Origin of the sequence: Paenibacillus sp. MDMC362, assembly GCF_003269305.1 — a bacterium.
Taxonomy (GTDB): Bacteria; Bacillota; Bacilli; order Paenibacillales; family Paenibacillaceae; genus Paenibacillus_AQ.
In genome coordinates this window covers 89760-106190 of sequence record NZ_QLYT01000019.1, presented here as the reverse complement: position 1 = coordinate 106190, position 16431 = coordinate 89760, and the positions used below count along the sequence as shown (strand labels likewise).

Here is a 16431-nt window from a genome sequence, read left to right as displayed (position 1 = left end):
TCCTGATGTAGTTTTGGTCAAAGTCCATGTCTATTTACTACCCTTTTTGCTTGGTTGGTAAACCTCCCGGACGCCGAGGCGGAGCCCTCTTCACTTTATTGGACAAAACAAAAAAGCCAGCAGACCAGGCTCTTCAGCCTGGTCTGCTGGCAGGGATTGGCTATCTGTTCATAGCCTGACTCAACCTACTCCAACCATTTTTTATGAATGTCCGCAAACTTGCCTTGCAGCTTCATTTCGTCAATCCACATTTCCAGATAGCTTGCATATTCAAAGTCGCCGCGAGGAATCATGTAGCCTTTTTCGCTGTTCGTGAACGGCTTATCTGTCAATGCAGCATACAGTCTGGAATCTGCTTTTGCATACGTAATCGCTTCGATTGTATCGGTAATCATCACATCATACGTACCGTCCGCCACCAAATGAGGGATATCCAGATTGTTTGGAACGACAGTTACATTAGCTTTCGTCAGGTGCTCGCGTACGAACACCTCGTTTGTTCCGCCCGGATTCACGCCAATACGAACCGAAGGTTTGTTAATGTCTTCAATCGTCAGGTATTTGTCCTTGTCTTCGGCACGAATCAATGGGGCTTTACCGAAGGAAATGTACCCTTGGGATACATAAGCCGTTTTTTGTCTTGCCGTGTTGCGGGTAACGCCGCCCACCGCGATGTCGAATTTATCAGCCTGCAGGTCCTTCATCATGTTGGACCATGTGGTGTTGACGTAGCGAACTTCCACGCCCAGATCTTTACCGAGCTCTTCCATAGCGTCAACATCATAACCTTCATACTCTTTTGTAGCAGGATTTAAATATGTAAACGGTTTGTAATCCCCAGTCATACCCACCCGGATGTAGCCTCTTTCGATAATCTCGTCGAGCTGGGAAGCCGATTGTTTCTTTAGTTGTCCGGGTGCATTGGTCGAAGCCGATTTAGCGGATACCTCCGGTGAAGTGAGCACTTCGTTTGCAGCAAAACCCGTTGCCACCAATGATAAGCTGACTACCCCTGCAAGTAATACCTTTTTCCAATTCTTAGCCATGTCTTCGTTTCCTCCAGTTTTCATCTAGTTGTACATCGTGATGCCCCTTGGTTGGCAGCGGCATCGATCTGCCTGAAACACTCTGATCATCGTCTTGCTGGTACTTTCCTTGGCTTACTGCCTTACACGTTACGATTGGAGCTTCTTTTCTTCCATGCATCCCCCCTCTCAAGTACCCCTACGCGCGATCCATAAGAACGGAATGTTAAAGCCTGAATTTGGCAAGCTCTTTGCTAAGCTCCTGAGCGACCGTCTCCAAATGTTTAACGGAATTCGAAATTTCCTTGATGGTTGAGATTTGATCTTCCACAGCGGCAGACACATTTTGGGCGTCGCTGGAAGTCAGATCTGCGATGGATTTCAGCTCTTCCACCGAAGCGCTGACTTGTTCGGATCCCGCCGACATTTCCTCGGAAGCTGCCGATACCTCCAGAATGTGGTCAGCCACGTTGCGTGTCGCACTCAAAATGTTATCGAATTTCTCGCGCACCTCTTCAATCAGCGCAATTCCATCCTGTACATCCTTCCGGCTGACGTCCATCACCTGTACGGCGTTAATTGTGTCCTCGCGGATTTCCGTAATCAGCTTCGCGATCTGATCGGTTGATACCTCGGACTGTCCAGCCAGTTTCTTAACTTCCTCAGCCACGACTGCAAAGCCGCGTCCATGCTCCCCTGCTCTAGCTGCTTCGATCGAAGCATTCAAGGACAGCAAGCGAATCCGGGAGGTCACTTCCGTGATGAAGCTCAGAATCTGCTCGATTTCGGAAGAACGCTCATTTAAGCGCTCAATTGCCGTTCCGACCTTGGTCGTGCCCGCGCCGATGTTGCCAATCTGCTTCACGGCTTGTTCAACGACAACCGATCCGGTCTCCGCTTGACTTGCCGCCTCCTGTGCAGCTTCAGACACCATGGAGGACGTTTCGGCTATTTTGACGATCCCGCTAGCCATGTCACTCATCGATACGGCGATCTCGTTGGAGCTTGAGGCGTGAGCATTCGCGCCGCTGGCAATTTGACGAATGGAGACGCCGATGCGATCCACGCTGTCCATAGCCGTCTCCACCCCGCTCGAAACGGTCTCCGTTACCGACATAACTTGTCGGGAAGAATCGTTCACACCGAGGACCAGATGCTTCAAATGCGATACCGTCTGGTTAAAATCGCCGGAAAGGACGGCAACTTCATCCTTGCCGCTAACCTGAATCGTTTTGGTCAAATCGCCTGCCGCAACTTCCTTAACTGCTGTGTTGAGCCTGCGGATCGGCCGGACGATCTGTGCCGTGAACCAGACCGCTGCACCGGCGGAAACGACCAGCGCGGCAACCGATATAATGACTAGCGTAACCGACATCTCCGTGATCGGAGCATTCAGCTCCTTGGTCGGTGCCGTTACGAATATGCCCCAATTCAAATTGGATGAAGCGAAAGCCGCCGTGTATTCGACGTTATCCAGAACATATTCGAATTCTCCCATCTCTCCTTGACGCACCTTGTCAAAAGCTTGCGATAATTCCGTGCTCTCCACGTCTTCGACCTTCTTTTGAAGGACGAAATCCTCTGTTGGATGCCACATGAACGTTCCCGCTTTGCTTAGAAGAAATGCGTATCCGGTATCTCCGAAGGTTTGGGAGGATACTTTTTTCTGCACCTCGTTGATCGGAAGCGTAGAGCCCATGTAACCGTACTGTTTACCATCCTTCATTAACGGAATGATCATCGTTACGATGTTGTTGCCCGTACGTTTGGAAAGCACCGGCTCTGATACAACCAGCTTGCCTTCGCCCTTCCCGGCCTCCTGATAGTGAACGCGATCGGATACATCGGTCACTTCACCCAGAAAGTTAATGACATTTTTCCCGGTTAAATCGTACGAGAAGAAAAAGGTTTCAAATTCCGGGTTCACTTCCTGCGCCGCTTGTATCAATTGCAAGTCTTGCGCTTTATTCCCCGTGACGAACTTCCCCACAGTCTCAACCTTAGCAATTTCCACGTCAAGAAATTGGTCGATCTGAAGCGCAAGCTTCTCCGCGCGAAGCTGCGCCTCTTTGTCCAGGCTCTCCTGAAGCAATACGGAGGACCGGTTGTAAGTTACGGCAAAGACGGATCCAAGACTGACGAGTAAGAGCAAACAAATCATTGTAATCATTTTTTGCTTGAGACTCTTTAGCATGCTGTAAACCCTCCCCAAAAATAGTGCCTGGGTCCTATCCGATCATTCGTCCAAAATTTTTGCAAGTGCTCTTTTCTCTGTAAGGACTTTCTCTCTACAAACAAAAATGAACAAATCACGTCGAAAAATCATGGTATAAAATGGTGAAATAAGACTCCACTTTATTAGTTATCGGTAAGGTATGTTCGTTTTTTGAGAGGTTAATGAGACATTTTACACAATTCGACATTAACGTGAGAAAGCATAAGTCCAGGAATTCATCTAGTTCAAAAGATTTAAATATGCAAAAAAATCCCCATACATCTTTAGTCCCTGCCCACAAATTGCAGGAATTCTTGAGTTTATATGAAACGGAGGAATAGTAGCCAGGAGGATAAAAGCAAATAAGGCTGTCCCCTAACAAGCAGAATGGTCTGCTTATAGGGAACAGCCTTATTTCAATGCATGTGGATTCTTAATTTACGAATAGATATCCTTGTTCATTGTAGGCACGGAGCAGCGTGTAACGGCTGCTTCGAACCTTATGAGCCTCACTCAGGCTCCGCTTCAACAATTCGCTCTTGATCGGAAGCTCCGACACCCCAGCCGGTCCGCCGACCGTTCGCATCATATCAGCCAGCTCTGACGGTTCCGGGATTTGCGTTATATACGACCGGATTTCATTCCAGTGCTGCGTGATCCGAAGCGCCGCGTCATCCGCACCCCTGGAGGCGCCTCTGTTCAACTCAAGCCCCTGTTCCCCGAGACGGTGATACAGCTTCGAGATTTCCACGCAAGCAGCGCCTACCTTGGCGCCGTGCAGCAGCTGCTTCTCCCCCAGCCGGATAAACTCCATCTCCCAATAGTGGGACAGGTGATGTTCCGAGCCTGAAGCCGGATGGGATTGACCGAACAGCAGCATGGCTAAGCCGGATTCGACGAGCGCACCCATTAAGAGGCGTACCCCCTCCTCGGTTCCCTCCGCAATCTGTTCCATCCCTTTCACGCACTGGTTAAGCGCAGACCGTGTAATTTCCGCCGAAATTTGCAAATAGGGTTCATCGGCCACCAGGCTTCCGAATTTCCAGTCGAACAGGGATGTATACTTGCCCAGCATATCCCCGAACCCGGCTGCGGTAAGCTGTGGGGGAGCCGACATGAGAATATCGACGTCCGCAAAAATCGCGCTCGGTCCAATGGCTGGAATCGTCTTTTTCTCCCCTCGTATAATGATGGGTGCTCCCTTGGAATTAAATCCATCCACCGAAGCGGCCGTGGGTATGGAGATGAACGGAATGCCCGCGGTATATGCACCATAACGGCTAATATCGTGAATCGTTCCCCCGCCTACCGCCAGCACCGCCTTTGCCCCGTTTTGCTGGATATCCAGAATGACCTGAATCAGGGAAACCTCATCCGCGATAACATCTCCCTTTCGGTCCGGATGAAGCTTGGTGACTTGGACCTGAATCGAGGATTTCGTGAGCAGGCTCGCAAGCGGCTGGCCCGCTACGTCATAGGTATTGCCGTCGACGACCATCACCACCGAGGTCCAGCGTTTCGTCTCAAGGTAACCCGCGACCTCGCGCAGAGCTCCGGACTGGATCCGAACCAGCTCCACTTCGTCCAGATTCGAAAGCTGCCTAGCAGGCAAGTCCGCCGCCAAACTTCGAACATTCGATAAAATAGAGGTCATATCGGCGTGCCCTTCTTTCCGATCACAGCCATCGCCGGCAGCGGGTCATTGCAGGTCATGCCGGTAACCCCGCATTCCAGCGAATAGCGGACACCCTGCTCATCGTCCGGACAATAACTCCAGACCAGCAGCCCCTGCTCCTGAAACCGGGCAACGAGCTCCGGCGTAAGCAGCGACATCTCCACGCCGATTGCCCACATCTTAGAATAGGTTCCATCCTCGCCGAAGACGAAACGGGACATTTTCTCGCCAGGAAAACCCTGGGTCTTCAGACCATGCGTATCATGAATATGGGTCAGAACTTCTGCATTGAAGCAGGTGAATACACAGCGCGGCAGGTACCCGTATCGGTTTAGCACATCAATCGCCAGATCTGCGGTCTCTATAGCATCGGGACTTGCCTTAATCTCCACGTTGCACAGAACTTCGGGATATTCCCGGAGCAGTTCGCATAACTCCGCAAGCGTCGGGATCTTCAATCCCTCAAACTCCCGAGCGAACCAGCCGCCCGCATCGAGGGATTTCAGCTCTGCAAGCGTATAATCCCTCACCTCGCCGGTGCCGCTCGTCGTGCGCTGAACCGTTGCATCATGGATAACCACCACTTCCTTATCCCGCGTCAGCCGAAGATCAAACTCCAGCATTTCCACCCCTAACTCCAGCGCCTTGCGAAAGGCCAGCAGCGTATTTTCCGGATAAGCTGATTTATACCCGCGATGTGCAGCCACCATCGTACAGGATGGTTCCCGTAGTCGTTCGATCATATGTCCTGCCACTCCTTTACCAGTTGTTATTGGGCCAAAATCCGTTCCGTCTCTTTCTTGAAGGTATCCAGCGTGGCCGGAATATCCTTGCTGTCATACATAATCGCTTCCATGGCTGAGAAGAACTCATGCATAATCTCCGGCCATGCTACGTCCTTATTGGTATCGGTCGCAAATTCCAGCTGATCATAGGCGACTTTGCGGTTCGGTTCCTTGGCCCACAGCTCTTGGATTTGCTCCGACTCCACCATCTTCTTCGTGAAAGGCAGATAACCGGATTGCAAAATAAATTCAAGGCCGCCTTCCTCTTCCATCTCCATCCACCGGATGAACTCCCATGCCGCTTCCTTGTTCTTGGAAGAGGACAGCATCGTCACATTCGCGCCTCCGGTCGGATTCGCATACACTTCGTCCTTAGGCAGGAATGCCGTCACGTAATCGAAATCCACCGCGCTGGACAGCCCGCCAATCGATCCCGTCGATTGATACATCATTCCGACCTTGCCTTCAACAAACATGCTGTTCACAATGTTGCCGGAATCCTGAGCCGGCGGATAATACAAGGCGCCTGTGCTTTGCAGATCTTTAAGGTAAGTGAACATTTTGGCGCCTGCGCCGTTATCCCCGAAGCCGATCGACGTATTATCTTCGTTGAAGAAAGTGCCGCCCGCCTGCGAGATCATGGCAATCGGATACCAAGTGTCATAAGGCATCGTAACGCCGTAGCGCTTATACTCGCTGCCTTCCTTAACCACCAGCGCATTGGCGACCTCCTTCAGCTCCTCCCATGTGGTCGGTATTTGAAGCCCCTGCTCATCCAGCAATGTTTTGTTCACATGCAGAATCGGGGTGGAACGGTTCAGCGGCAGCGATACCAATTGATCATTGAAGGTGGAATGTCCCATCAGTCCCGGCGTAAAGTCATCGACGCTGATGCCAGAGCCTTCAAGATAAGGCGTCAGATCTTCAAGCACTTCCGAATCGGCGAACATCTGAACGTAGGCTCGCTCCAGCATACTGACGTCCGGACCGGTATCGGATGCTATCGCTTGCTGCAGCTTGGTTACCGTCTCGTCATAACTCCCCTGGAAGGTGCCTATCACTTCGATGTCCTCATGGGATGCATTAAAACGCTGGATGAGCGCATCCATATATTCCCCGTTCTTGCCGCCCAGCGAGTGCCAGAACTGAACCGTGGTTTTCCCTTTGTCTCCGGACGGGGCTTCGGTTCCCCCGCTGCCCGGGGCTTCGCCAGGATCACTGGACGTTCCCACGCCACCGCATGCGGCAAGCAAACTGAACAGCATGATGACGGATAGCAGTGTATACCATTTGGATTTCATATGACTCATTCCTCCATTAATTATTCGATTATGAATTGCTGAACCCTGTCATTTCCTGTAATTATTTTATCCCTGAATAAACAAAAGCCTTCACGATGTGTTTCGAGCAGAATACATACACAAGCAGGATCGGCACCACCAGAATCACATTCCCGGCCATAATGATATGCCAGTTGCTGATGCCCTCGGTCTCCCTTAACATGGCGATCCCCAGGGTCAGCGGCCGGACGGCAGCCGAATCGGTCATGACGAGCGGCCAGAAATAGTCATTCCAGTGGCTGACAAAGCTGAACAGCGCGATGGTAGCAAGTGCCGGCTTCGACATGGGAATCATGATTTTTCGAATGATTTTGAATTCACTCGCATTATCAAGGCGGGCCGCTTCAATGATTTCCTCCGGAATCTGCATGAAATATTGCCGCAGCAGGAAGATGCCGAAGGCATTCGAGATGAACGGGATAATCTGCGGGAGCAAAGTCTTGACTAAGCCCCAATCGGCCATCATCAGATAGACCGGAATGAACGTAACCTGGCCCGGGATCATAAAGGCCAGCAGGATCATGCCGAACAGCAGCGTTTTTCCTGGAAACTTATACTTGGCAAATGCATACGCGGCCGGGATCATGATCAGGAACTGCAGAACGATGATGGATCCCGTGACAACAACCGAGTTCCTGAAATAGGTCAGAAAAGGACCTGCCTGCATCGCCTCCGCGAAGTTGCCCCACTGCGGTGAGGCTGGAATCCACGTTGGCGGAAACGTCATCGTTTCCCGGAATGTCTGGAGCGAGGTGGAGATCATCCATAGAAACGGGAAGATAAATATCATGAGCACCGCGGCTTTCAGCAAATAACCTAGCATGGTCCATACGATTTTTAAGTCAAGGGTCTTCAAACTGTGCCTCCTTTCTGCATGGCCAAAGCCTTATTGATAATGGACTTTCCTGGACAACAGCCGGAAATAGATGAACGTGAGCAAACCGATAATGGCCATAAGCACAACGCCTGTCGCGGCCGAATAACCGATATTGGTCGTTCGGAAACCGTATATGTAATACACAAGCGTAGTCGTTGCGTTATTCGGTCCTCCGCCTGTCATCACCTGAACGGTATCGAATACTTTGAAGGAACCGATCGTCATGATGATCAGAATAAAAAACAGCTGCGGCGAAATCATCGGCAATGTGATTTTATAAAATACCTTGAACCTGCTGGCATTATCCAGCGCCGCCGCTTCATAAATGCTTGGCGATATGCTCTGCAGGGCTGCCACGATTATCAGGGTGTAATAGCCGATAGCCTGCCAGACCGATACGATTATGACGGATATCAATGCGGTTTTGGAGCTTTGCAGCCATGCGGACGGCGGGAGTCCCACCAGCTTGAAGAGATAGTTGAGAAGTCCTTGATTCGGCTCCATCAGCCACAGCCAGACCAATGAGATCGACACAATCGAAACGACGTGCGGCGTAAAAATCCCGGCCTGAACGACCGAATTGAAACGCCCCTTCTTGTTAAGCCATACGGCAATCAACAAGGATAGCAGCATGGTTAGAATAACGACGCCGACTGTATAGATGGACGTGTTCCAGAGCGCTTTGTAGAAATCCCCGCGGCCCAGAATCTGGGTGAAATTGTCCAGCCCGACAAACTTGCTCTTGTCCTTGTTCATCAGGTTGTATTTGAACAGGCTTAAGTAAATCAGATAACCTACCGGATACATCACAAACAGCATGATACCCGCCATGGCCGGCGTGATCAGCACGTAGGGCCTGATCCCTTCCCATATCCGCTTCTTATCCATGAGCCAGCCCTCTCAGCCGCTCCATGAACTCCCTATAACGGACGTCCTGCGCTTCGATCCGGTTCTCATCCGCTCCGAAGAAAAACAATTTATCCGCCGGTACGCCAAGATATACCTCCTGATCGACATGGAACTGGTCATCCTGACACTTCACCATGAATGCCTGGCCCTCCGTTGTCCTCACCTGATAAATCGTCTCGGATCCCAGCATTTCGCGCGTGATGACCGCTCCCTTGGTCGTATAATGGAACGACTCCGGTTCAGTGCCAATCACGACGCTCTCCGGACGGAATCCGAATGTGGTGCGATCGTCGCCAAGCGGCGCAATGTTCATGGGGGGAACCCCGATAAATTGGGCCGCAAACAGATTGCTGGGCTCGCGGTACACCACTTCAGGCGGCGCTTCCTGCTGAATGACGCCTTTGTTCATAAGGACGATCGTGTCTGCCATCGACATGGCCTCGATTTGGTCATGGGTCACATAGACAAAGGTCGTTCCCAGCTTCTTGTGCAGCTCAATCAGCTCAATCCGCATCTGAACCCTGAGCTTGGCATCCAGATTGGACAACGGCTCATCCATCAGGAAAACAGACGGATTCTTAACCATCGCCCGGGCCAAAGCCACCCGCTGCCGTTGTCCGCCGGACAAGGTGGATGGCTTGCGATCCAAGTAATCGTTCAGTCCAACGGTTGCCCCTATGGTCTCCACCAGACGTGTACGCTCAGCTTTGGGAACCTTGTTGTTCACGAGACCAAACTCGATATTCTCGCGGACCGACATGGTCGGGTAGATCGCGTAATTCTGGAATACCATGGCCACGCCGCGTTTACCCGGCGCAATGCGCGTAACATCCTTGCCATCGATAAGTACGGAACCGGAGGTTTGAGGGTCAATGCCCGCAATCATCCTTAGGAGCGTTGTTTTCCCGCAGCCTGACGGACCGACCAGCACGGTGAATTTTCCGTCCTCGATGGTAAGGTCCAGGTCCTGTATGACGGTTTGACGATCAAAAGACTTGCTTACTTTCACAAATTCAATGGATGCCAAGAGCGATCCCCCTCACGAAAGTGTAATGATGCTGTCATGACAAGCGAAAAATAAATGAATCCATAAAAATGAAATCCCTTACACGCATCTGATAATAAGTACGCACTAAACGCACATGTAATGATCACTTTTGTTCATTTTTATTTAATTCGATTGTAGATGTGCAATATTAGGAGAGTGTTAGACCTTCGTACGGATTATGTAAATTCGCTTCGCATCAAGGGATTTAACATGGCATTAACATACCGGGAGTACACTAGATAGACATGGAATCCTTAAGCATAAAAGAGCAAAAGTGCGCATTGTATGTACAAACGTACCTGCACAGCTCATTGTCTATTTAGGAAGGGAGAAATTATCGATTGCTTGCACATGAACGAAAGAAAAGGATTATTGATTACGTAAGGCAATACCGAACAGCAACGGTTGCTGCGCTGGCATCTGAATTCGGTGTTCACACGGCGACCATCCGCCGCGATCTGGCGGAGATAGAACAGGAAGGCGCGTTGAAACGCACGCATGGCGGGGTCATCATGGAGCAATGGACGCATAACGAGCCGTCCTTTAACGAGCGAACCAACTTTCACCGGGACGAGAAAATACGCATCGGCCAGCTCGCGGCTTCACTCGTGGAAGACGGGGAGAATATCATCATTGATTCGGGAACAACCACCCTTCATATTGCAACGCATCTTGTGCACCGCTCGGACATTACGGTCATTACGAACGATATGAACGTCGCCGTCGAACTTCGCGATGCTCCGGGCATCAAAGTCATCCTGACCGGCGGGGAGCTGTATCCCTCGAGTTACATGCTAAACGGCATGTTTACCGACCATGTGCTGAAATCCCTGCATGTCGAGAAAGCATTCATCGGTACCCCTGCCCTGCACCCTCAGCATGGCCTCATGCACCCGGAAGCGCTGCTCGTCCCGGCCAAACAGAACATGATTCAGGCCGCCGGCGAAATTGTCGTTGTCACCGACCACAGCAAGATCGGCAAGCTGTCTCTGCACACGGTCGCTCCCAACAGCGCGATACATACCCTTGTCACCGGTACTGAGGCTTCCGACTCGGATATCAAGCCGTTCCAGGAACGGGGCATTACCGTGTACAGGGTTTGAGGCTTGCACACTTTGCATACCTCGGCAACCTTTGCATACCTTGCATACTTGCATACCTTGCATACTTGCATACTTGCATACTTGCATACCTTGCATACACCTTTTTGCATTCCTTTGTGTACCTCGGCATCCCTTTGCGTACCTCGGCATACTCGGCTACCTGAATATCCTTCTTACAGAACACACAAAAGGCACCCCTAGGGGTGCCCTGATCAAGCTGCTGCTTGCTGGCAGCTTGTTTATTTATATTCCACTGCTATGTTTCCCATCCATGCCCGCTCTTTTTTCGTCATCCCCCCGCTTAGACCAAAAGCAATAAGCAAAAATTCACTGAACGCCCAAAAATACGATCGCATATCATTCAATATGTCCAAAACTCAACGGTCGACAGTCGATCCAAGCATGCCCCGGACCACGCACCGTGCGCTCAGGGAGCAGTGCGCACGATGTACTTGTTCTTTGGTATAAGAAATCCCTAACGGACTCAGAATACCTTATTTCTTAGAAAACAGCCCCTTAGTAACTTTAGCGGACCCAGCGGACCTTATTTGCTGTTTTAATTGGTATTTGCTCCCGTGTTTCTCATAATAGCGGATCTGGAGTCCGGTACATTGTGAAAAATCGGGTTATGATCTTAAATAACGGAACTAGGGTCCGTTAAAGTGACGAAAGCCATGTAATCTTCGAATGAAGAACATCGACAGTCAGTGAACCCGCAACATTTCGACCGGAAATTCAAGAGCACCAGGGACAATGCGTAGCCGACGGAAGCTATTTCCTCCACGTTTATTAATGGAGGTAACAAAGAGAAATCCCCCCTCACTCTCCCCTTCCCTGCCCGGCTGCTTAAAAAAAGATCCGGCAGTCATAAGACGCCGGATCTCTCACCCTATTGATTAAGGAATGACCTTCCAAACTTCGGCAGATCCAGGAGTTTCGCCTTGAGTCCACCATCTTGCTTCATAGTTCACGCCGTTGTGGCTGACTTTGCTGCCACCTAAATAAACGGCTGTTGCGCTCCATGCCGGATAGGTCGCTGCGCTTCCGGATGTTGATACGGTAAGCGGAGCGGATGCGGATGATTTGCTGCCCGTACTGCTTACGGCTACCACAGTATACGTATAGGACGTTCCTTCGGCTAACCCCGTATTGGTATAGGAGGTTGTAGTGGATGTACCTACAAGGGATCCGTCACGGTAGATTTCGTAACTGGAAGCACCTGTGGAAGCTGCCCATGCCAGGGAAACACTGTTGTTGGTTTGGGCCGGGGAAGTAAGTCCTGTCGGTGCCGGTACGCCTGGGTTCGGCGTTCCACCACCGCCAAAGTCCACATCGATAACGTTATAGAAAGCGTTAGCTGTGTCAGCTACTTCCCATACCGCCAGAATAACATGGTAACCGGACTTCGCAGGAACGTTACAAGTGGATGCATAGTTCGTCGGAGGTTTTACACCGCCGTAGTCAATGGAGCAGAAAGGTGTCAGATCAAACGAAGCTCTGCTCAGCGGAGCATTTTGATTCCAGCCGTCTTTGGTAATGTAGTATTTCCAGCTTGCCGTCGCATGGTTGGCTGTCAAATGCCATTGGAACGTTGTGGTTCCCGGGGAAATGCTTACTTTGCTCCAGCGAGTTGCGGATTGCTCGTCAAGTTTAGGGAACACGCCGCCTGCACTGGCGATTTTGCCATCGGCAGGGCCTGCGTTCGGCCAGCCTTTTGGAGCTTCCAAGCTTTGAGGCTCATACACGACTGCGCCGCAATCGGTATTTTGCCCCTGCTTACACAGAATCGCGCGGCTGCCTGGAGAATCGACATATCCGTGGGCAGAAGCTTTATCAGCAAATAATACCATGAACAAGGTCATTAACAACATCGTGGAACCGGCAATGATTAGATGCTTGAGCCAAGCTTTGTTCGGCAAACTTAAAGTCATACAATTAATCCTCCTTTAATATAAAAGATAATAAATAAAGCGTTTACACAACCTCAGGCTGCTCAGGCCACCTCCCTTTCTTTGATAATGTGGTTGCCCTCTTAACTAGACTGATAACTTGTATGAACTTGGAAATCTTCCATAACCCTAGCCCAAGCTTTACCAGTGCTATCATTATTTTAAAGCATCTGAAAGCCGTATCCCATAACACTAATCAACGATTTGTTACACATTTCAATGAAATTGGATAAATATGTAACCCGCAATGTTATGTAAACACACGAAATTTGCAGAAAATAATCACAAAAAAAAGCATGCCCCCCTGGGGGAACCATGCTTTCATTCCATGCGGTTCTATTCGTTCAGACTGCGCGTCGACTCCTATTCCACACCGTCCTTAAAATGCTTTTTGTAATGTTTATCCCCTTTGTGTTCCAAATCCTCGATCGTAAGCTCCAGAGTATGAATGATCTGTTCCTTGACCTGATTCAACGTGTCAAAATACACATTCTCCTCCGATCCTACAATGCGTGTGCCGCTGAGCGCCTGAACGGCCTGGTAGATCCGGTGCTGCTCGGCCAAATCGTCAACGGCTTTCAACGTATGCTTCATCTGAAGGAACAGATCCTTATGATGCTGGGTCGTCAAACGCTTCTCAAGTTCCTCGATTCTGGCATTCATGGCTCTCTCTCCTTCACAACAGGCTGTTTTTGATTATATTCCCTTGAGATTTGCACTTGCAAAAAATCCTCCTTATTTATATCACGGTTTCTTTATGCTGAAACAGGAAATTGACCACTGCTCAGCGAACTATGATAACGTTAACATTTTGCATAGTTACATACACTGAGAATGACGAAATCGATCAAACATTTGGAGGTAACCATGGAAAACAACGGACTCGGAGGAAAGAGCATTATCCTCAGACTAGAAATGAATACACAAGAAATCAAATTCGGTCAGGTAGCATCCGCCATATTTGAAGCCGGGGGAGACATGGTCGCCATCGACGTCATTCAGGCGAGCGGCCACATTACCGTACGCGATATTACCATTACGGTTACGGACAGCGTCGATATCGGAAAAATTACAGATGCCGTGAAAAATCTAAAAGGCGTCCGGCTTGTCAACGTTTCGGATCGCACCTTCCTGCTGCATCTCGGCGGCAAGATCGAAACCCAGCCCAAAATTCCAATCCAAAACCGCGATGATCTGTCGCGCGTCTATACGCCAGATGTTGCCCGGGTGTGCACAGCCATTCAGGAGGACCCGAAAAAAGCCTTTACGCTCACGATTAAAAGAAATACGGTGGCCGTCATCTCGGATGGAAGCGCCGTGCTCGGTTTGGGCAATATCGGCCCTTATGCAGCCATGCCGGTGATGGAAGGTAAATCGATGCTCTTCAAACAATTTGCAGGTGTAGACTCCTTCCCGATCTGCCTGGATACCCAGGATACGGAAGAGATCATTTCTTGCATCAAAGCCATGGCACCGGCTTTTGGCGGCATTAACCTGGAGGATATCTCCTCCCCGCGCTGCTTCGAGATCGAACAACGACTGCGGGATGAGTTGGATATTCCCGTGTTCCACGATGACCAGCACGGCACAGCGGTCGTTCTGTATGCGGCACTGATCAATGCCCTGAAAATTGTCGAAAAATCAATCGATAAAGTTAGAATCGTTGTGTGCGGAATCGGCGCTGCGGGCGTGGCATGCAGCAAAATCCTCCTGTCGGCCGGTGTCAAGGACATCATTGGCGTAGACCGCGAGGGTGCGCTGGTTGCTGGAAAAGAATATAGTAATAGTATGTGGCAATGGTACGCAGAGCATACGAATCCGAATAAAGTTGAAGGTACCCTGCGCGAAGTGATCCAAGGTGCCGACGTGTTTATCGGCCTCTCTGCCGGCGGCCTGCTTCGCCGCGAAGACGTACAAGCCATGGCTAAAGATCCGATCGTGTTCGCAATGGCAAACCCTACGCCGGAGATTAAACCGGAAGAGGTCGAGGATATTGTAGGCGTCATTGCAACCGGACGTTCGGATTATCCGAACCAAATTAACAACGTCCTCTGCTTCCCGGGTATTTTCCGTGCGGCCCTGGATTGCAGAGCGACCACGATTAATGAGGAGATGAAGCTGGCTGCAGCCGAAGCGATCGCATCCGCCGTATCGGATGAGGAACGCAACCCGTCGTATATTATTCCAAGCGTATTTAACCAGAACGTCGTGAAAGCCATTCGCGAGCTTGTCGTGAAAGCGGCGATCAAAACCGGCGTCGCCCGGAGAATCCCGCGTGAATAAGCAATCCCTCATTCGGAAGTTCAATAAGCAGGCAGCGATATATGAAAGGAACACCAGACAGCGCAGGCTCGGTGAATGGAGACAGCGGCTGCTTCACGATGTAGAGGGTAGCGTGCTTGAAGTAGCTGTCGGCGCCGGCGCGAACTTCCCCTTCTATCATCGTGACAAGGTGAACGTAACGGCTGTCGATTTCAGTCCCGAGATGTTAAGCCGTGCACGGCGGATGGCCTCCGAGATGGGTATCCGGGCCCATTTCCTAGAGCGGGATATCGAGACGCTGGAACTCCCGGAACGTTCCTATGATTGTGTTGTATCCACCCTGTCGCTATGCGGCTATGAGGATCCGATCCAAGCTCTGAATAAAATCAATCGCTGGGCCAAACCCGGCGGCCGCGTTTATTTACTGGAGCATGGCATGAGCACGAACCGGTTCCTTGGCGTCATGCAGCATCTGATCAACCCGGCGGCACGGCGGATATCCGGCTGTCATTTTAATAGGGACATGATCCAGATCGCGAATACCTCGGAACTGAATATCGTGAAGACAGAACGCTATTGGAACGGCATCGTTCATCTGATCTGGGCGCAAGCAACCTGATCCATTCATTCATTTTGACCTGTCGGCATAACTTTTAACGTAAGCTCTTATTAATTGATCTGGAGGAACTTGTTATGAACACAAGGCCTGATTCTAATGAATATTTGCCCCTCGCCGAAAAATACGTCTCTCTTGTCCCCGAAGGCCATATTGCCGAAGTTTTGCAGCGCCAGCATGATGAAACGTTACGATCGCTCAGCGATCTGACGGAAGAACAAGCGAATGTTCGCTATGCGGAAGGGAAATGGAGTCTAAAACAGGTGGTCGGACATATCGCCGATGTAGAGCGCTTATGGAACTACCGCATTCTCTACATCGCGCGGGGAGATGCCCGTGAATTCTCGGGGTACGACCGGGAGATTTTTGTCCAGAATTCTCCCTTCAGCCATCTTCCGTTACGGGAAGCACTCAAGGATTATGCTGCCGTCCGGCAGTCTACCATTACGCTGGTTGGAAGCTTGACGGAGGAAGCACTGCTGCGTCAGGGCACATTCAACAATTACCCGCTCTCCGCCCGGGCAGCCGCCTATGTCATTGCAGGTCATGAGCTTCATCACCTGAATATTCTACGGGATAAATATTTAACGTAGTTTATAAAGATTGCTTAGCAATGGTCTAATATTG

At 50.5% G+C, this 16431-nt stretch carries 14 protein-coding genes; 4 read left to right on the top strand and 10 right to left on the bottom strand.

All coding sequences use genetic code 11. The annotated features are described in order from the left end of the window. Positions 1–185: 185 nt before the first annotated feature. The 8 genes from DP091_RS10265 to DP091_RS10230 form a co-directional block, all read right to left on the bottom strand. Positions 186–1046 (bottom strand): transporter substrate-binding domain-containing protein, encoded by an 861-nt coding sequence (locus DP091_RS10265; RefSeq protein ID WP_071221923.1) that lies wholly within the window; start codon positions 1044–1046, stop codon positions 186–188. Between the two features lie 205 nt (positions 1047–1251). Continuing rightward, the gene (locus DP091_RS10260) at positions 1252–3219 is read right to left on the bottom strand and encodes a methyl-accepting chemotaxis protein (protein ID WP_113058231.1); all 1968 of its coding nucleotides are present in this window, start codon (positions 3217–3219) and stop codon (positions 1252–1254) included. A gap of 454 nt (positions 3220–3673) precedes the next feature. Next, a complete protein-coding gene (locus tag DP091_RS10255) occupies positions 3674–4894 on the bottom strand; it encodes a sn-glycerol-1-phosphate dehydrogenase (RefSeq protein ID WP_113058230.1) in 1221 nt (406 codons plus the stop codon). Beyond that, entirely contained in the window at positions 4891–5658 is a 768-nt protein-coding gene (locus DP091_RS10250) for a glycerophosphodiester phosphodiesterase family protein (protein WP_113058229.1), read from the bottom strand. Before DP091_RS10250 ends, DP091_RS10255 begins: the two co-directional genes overlap by 4 nt. 26 nt (positions 5659–5684) lie before the next feature. Further along, complete coding sequence (locus DP091_RS10245; protein WP_113058228.1) at positions 5685–7001, bottom strand: ABC transporter substrate-binding protein; 1317 nt, start codon at positions 6999–7001, stop codon at positions 5685–5687. 61 nt (positions 7002–7062) lie between these two features. Then, a complete protein-coding gene (locus DP091_RS10240; RefSeq protein WP_113058227.1) occupies positions 7063–7896 on the bottom strand; it encodes a carbohydrate ABC transporter permease in 834 nt (277 codons plus the stop codon). 30 nt (positions 7897–7926) lie between these two features. After that, entirely contained in the window at positions 7927–8805 is an 879-nt protein-coding gene (locus DP091_RS10235) for a carbohydrate ABC transporter permease (protein ID WP_113058226.1), read from the bottom strand. After that, positions 8798–9853 carry an ABC transporter ATP-binding protein gene (locus tag DP091_RS10230; RefSeq protein ID WP_113058225.1) on the bottom strand — a complete coding sequence of 352 codons (1056 nt, stop codon included), beginning with the start codon at positions 9851–9853 and terminating at the stop codon, positions 8798–8800. Before DP091_RS10230 ends, DP091_RS10235 begins: the two co-directional genes overlap by 8 nt. 362 nt (positions 9854–10215) lie before the next feature. Here DP091_RS10230 and DP091_RS10225 point away from each other — a divergent pair, with 362 nt between their 5' ends. Beyond that, positions 10216–10977: a DeoR/GlpR family DNA-binding transcription regulator gene (locus tag DP091_RS10225; protein ID WP_071221931.1), complete on the top strand. Its 762-nt coding sequence runs from the start codon at positions 10216–10218 to the stop codon at positions 10975–10977. Between the two features lie 896 nt (positions 10978–11873). On the opposite strand, the gene DP091_RS10220 is transcribed toward DP091_RS10225, so the two are convergent. Together DP091_RS10220 and DP091_RS10215 are read right to left on the bottom strand one after the other, a co-directional pair. Further along, positions 11874–12908: a lytic polysaccharide monooxygenase gene (locus tag DP091_RS10220; protein WP_113058224.1), complete on the bottom strand. Its 1035-nt coding sequence runs from the start codon at positions 12906–12908 to the stop codon at positions 11874–11876. A gap of 381 nt (positions 12909–13289) precedes the next feature. Then, positions 13290–13589 (bottom strand): hypothetical protein, encoded by a 300-nt coding sequence (locus tag DP091_RS10215; protein ID WP_113058223.1) that lies wholly within the window; start codon positions 13587–13589, stop codon positions 13290–13292. Between the two features lie 204 nt (positions 13590–13793). Between DP091_RS10215 and DP091_RS10210 the strand changes: the two genes are divergently transcribed. The 3 genes from DP091_RS10210 to DP091_RS10200 all read left to right on the top strand — a co-directional run bounded on the left by DP091_RS10210 (position 13794) and on the right by DP091_RS10200 (position 16397). Beyond that, the gene (locus DP091_RS10210; RefSeq protein WP_113058222.1) at positions 13794–15209 is read left to right on the top strand and encodes an NAD-dependent malic enzyme; all 1416 of its coding nucleotides are present in this window, start codon (positions 13794–13796) and stop codon (positions 15207–15209) included. Then, the gene (locus DP091_RS10205; protein ID WP_113058221.1) at positions 15202–15807 is read left to right on the top strand and encodes a class I SAM-dependent methyltransferase; all 606 of its coding nucleotides are present in this window, start codon (positions 15202–15204) and stop codon (positions 15805–15807) included. The genes DP091_RS10210 and DP091_RS10205 overlap by 8 nt, the downstream gene beginning before the upstream one ends. A gap of 74 nt (positions 15808–15881) precedes the next feature. Then, the gene (locus tag DP091_RS10200) at positions 15882–16397 is read left to right on the top strand and encodes a DinB family protein (protein ID WP_100540121.1); all 516 of its coding nucleotides are present in this window, start codon (positions 15882–15884) and stop codon (positions 16395–16397) included. Positions 16398–16431 lie beyond the last annotated feature (34 nt).

Bases quoted from the DNA above. Each gene is read 5' to 3' on its own strand.
- DP091_RS10265 (WP_071221923.1), bottom strand. From the start codon at position 1,046: ATGGCTAAGAATTGGAAAAAGGTATTACTTGCAGGGGTAGTCAGCTTA.
- DP091_RS10260 (WP_113058231.1), bottom strand. From the start codon at position 3,219: ATGCTAAAGAGTCTCAAGCAAAAAATGATTACAATGATTTGTTTGCTC.
- DP091_RS10255 (WP_113058230.1), bottom strand. From the start codon at position 4,894: ATGACCTCTATTTTATCGAATGTTCGAAGTTTGGCGGCGGACTTGCCT.
- DP091_RS10250 (WP_113058229.1), bottom strand. From the start codon at position 5,658: ATGATCGAACGACTACGGGAACCATCCTGTACGATGGTGGCTGCACAT.
- DP091_RS10245 (WP_113058228.1), bottom strand. From the start codon at position 7,001: ATGAAATCCAAATGGTATACACTGCTATCCGTCATCATGCTGTTCAGT.
- DP091_RS10235 (WP_113058226.1), bottom strand. From the start codon at position 8,805: ATGGATAAGAAGCGGATATGGGAAGGGATCAGGCCCTACGTGCTGATC.
- DP091_RS10220 (WP_113058224.1), bottom strand. From the start codon at position 12,908: ATGACTTTAAGTTTGCCGAACAAAGCTTGGCTCAAGCATCTAATCATT.
- DP091_RS10215 (WP_113058223.1), bottom strand. From the start codon at position 13,589: ATGAATGCCAGAATCGAGGAACTTGAGAAGCGTTTGACGACCCAGCAT.
- DP091_RS10210 (WP_113058222.1), top strand. From the start codon at position 13,794: ATGGAAAACAACGGACTCGGAGGAAAGAGCATTATCCTCAGACTAGAA.
- DP091_RS10200 (WP_100540121.1), top strand. From the start codon at position 15,882: ATGAACACAAGGCCTGATTCTAATGAATATTTGCCCCTCGCCGAAAAA.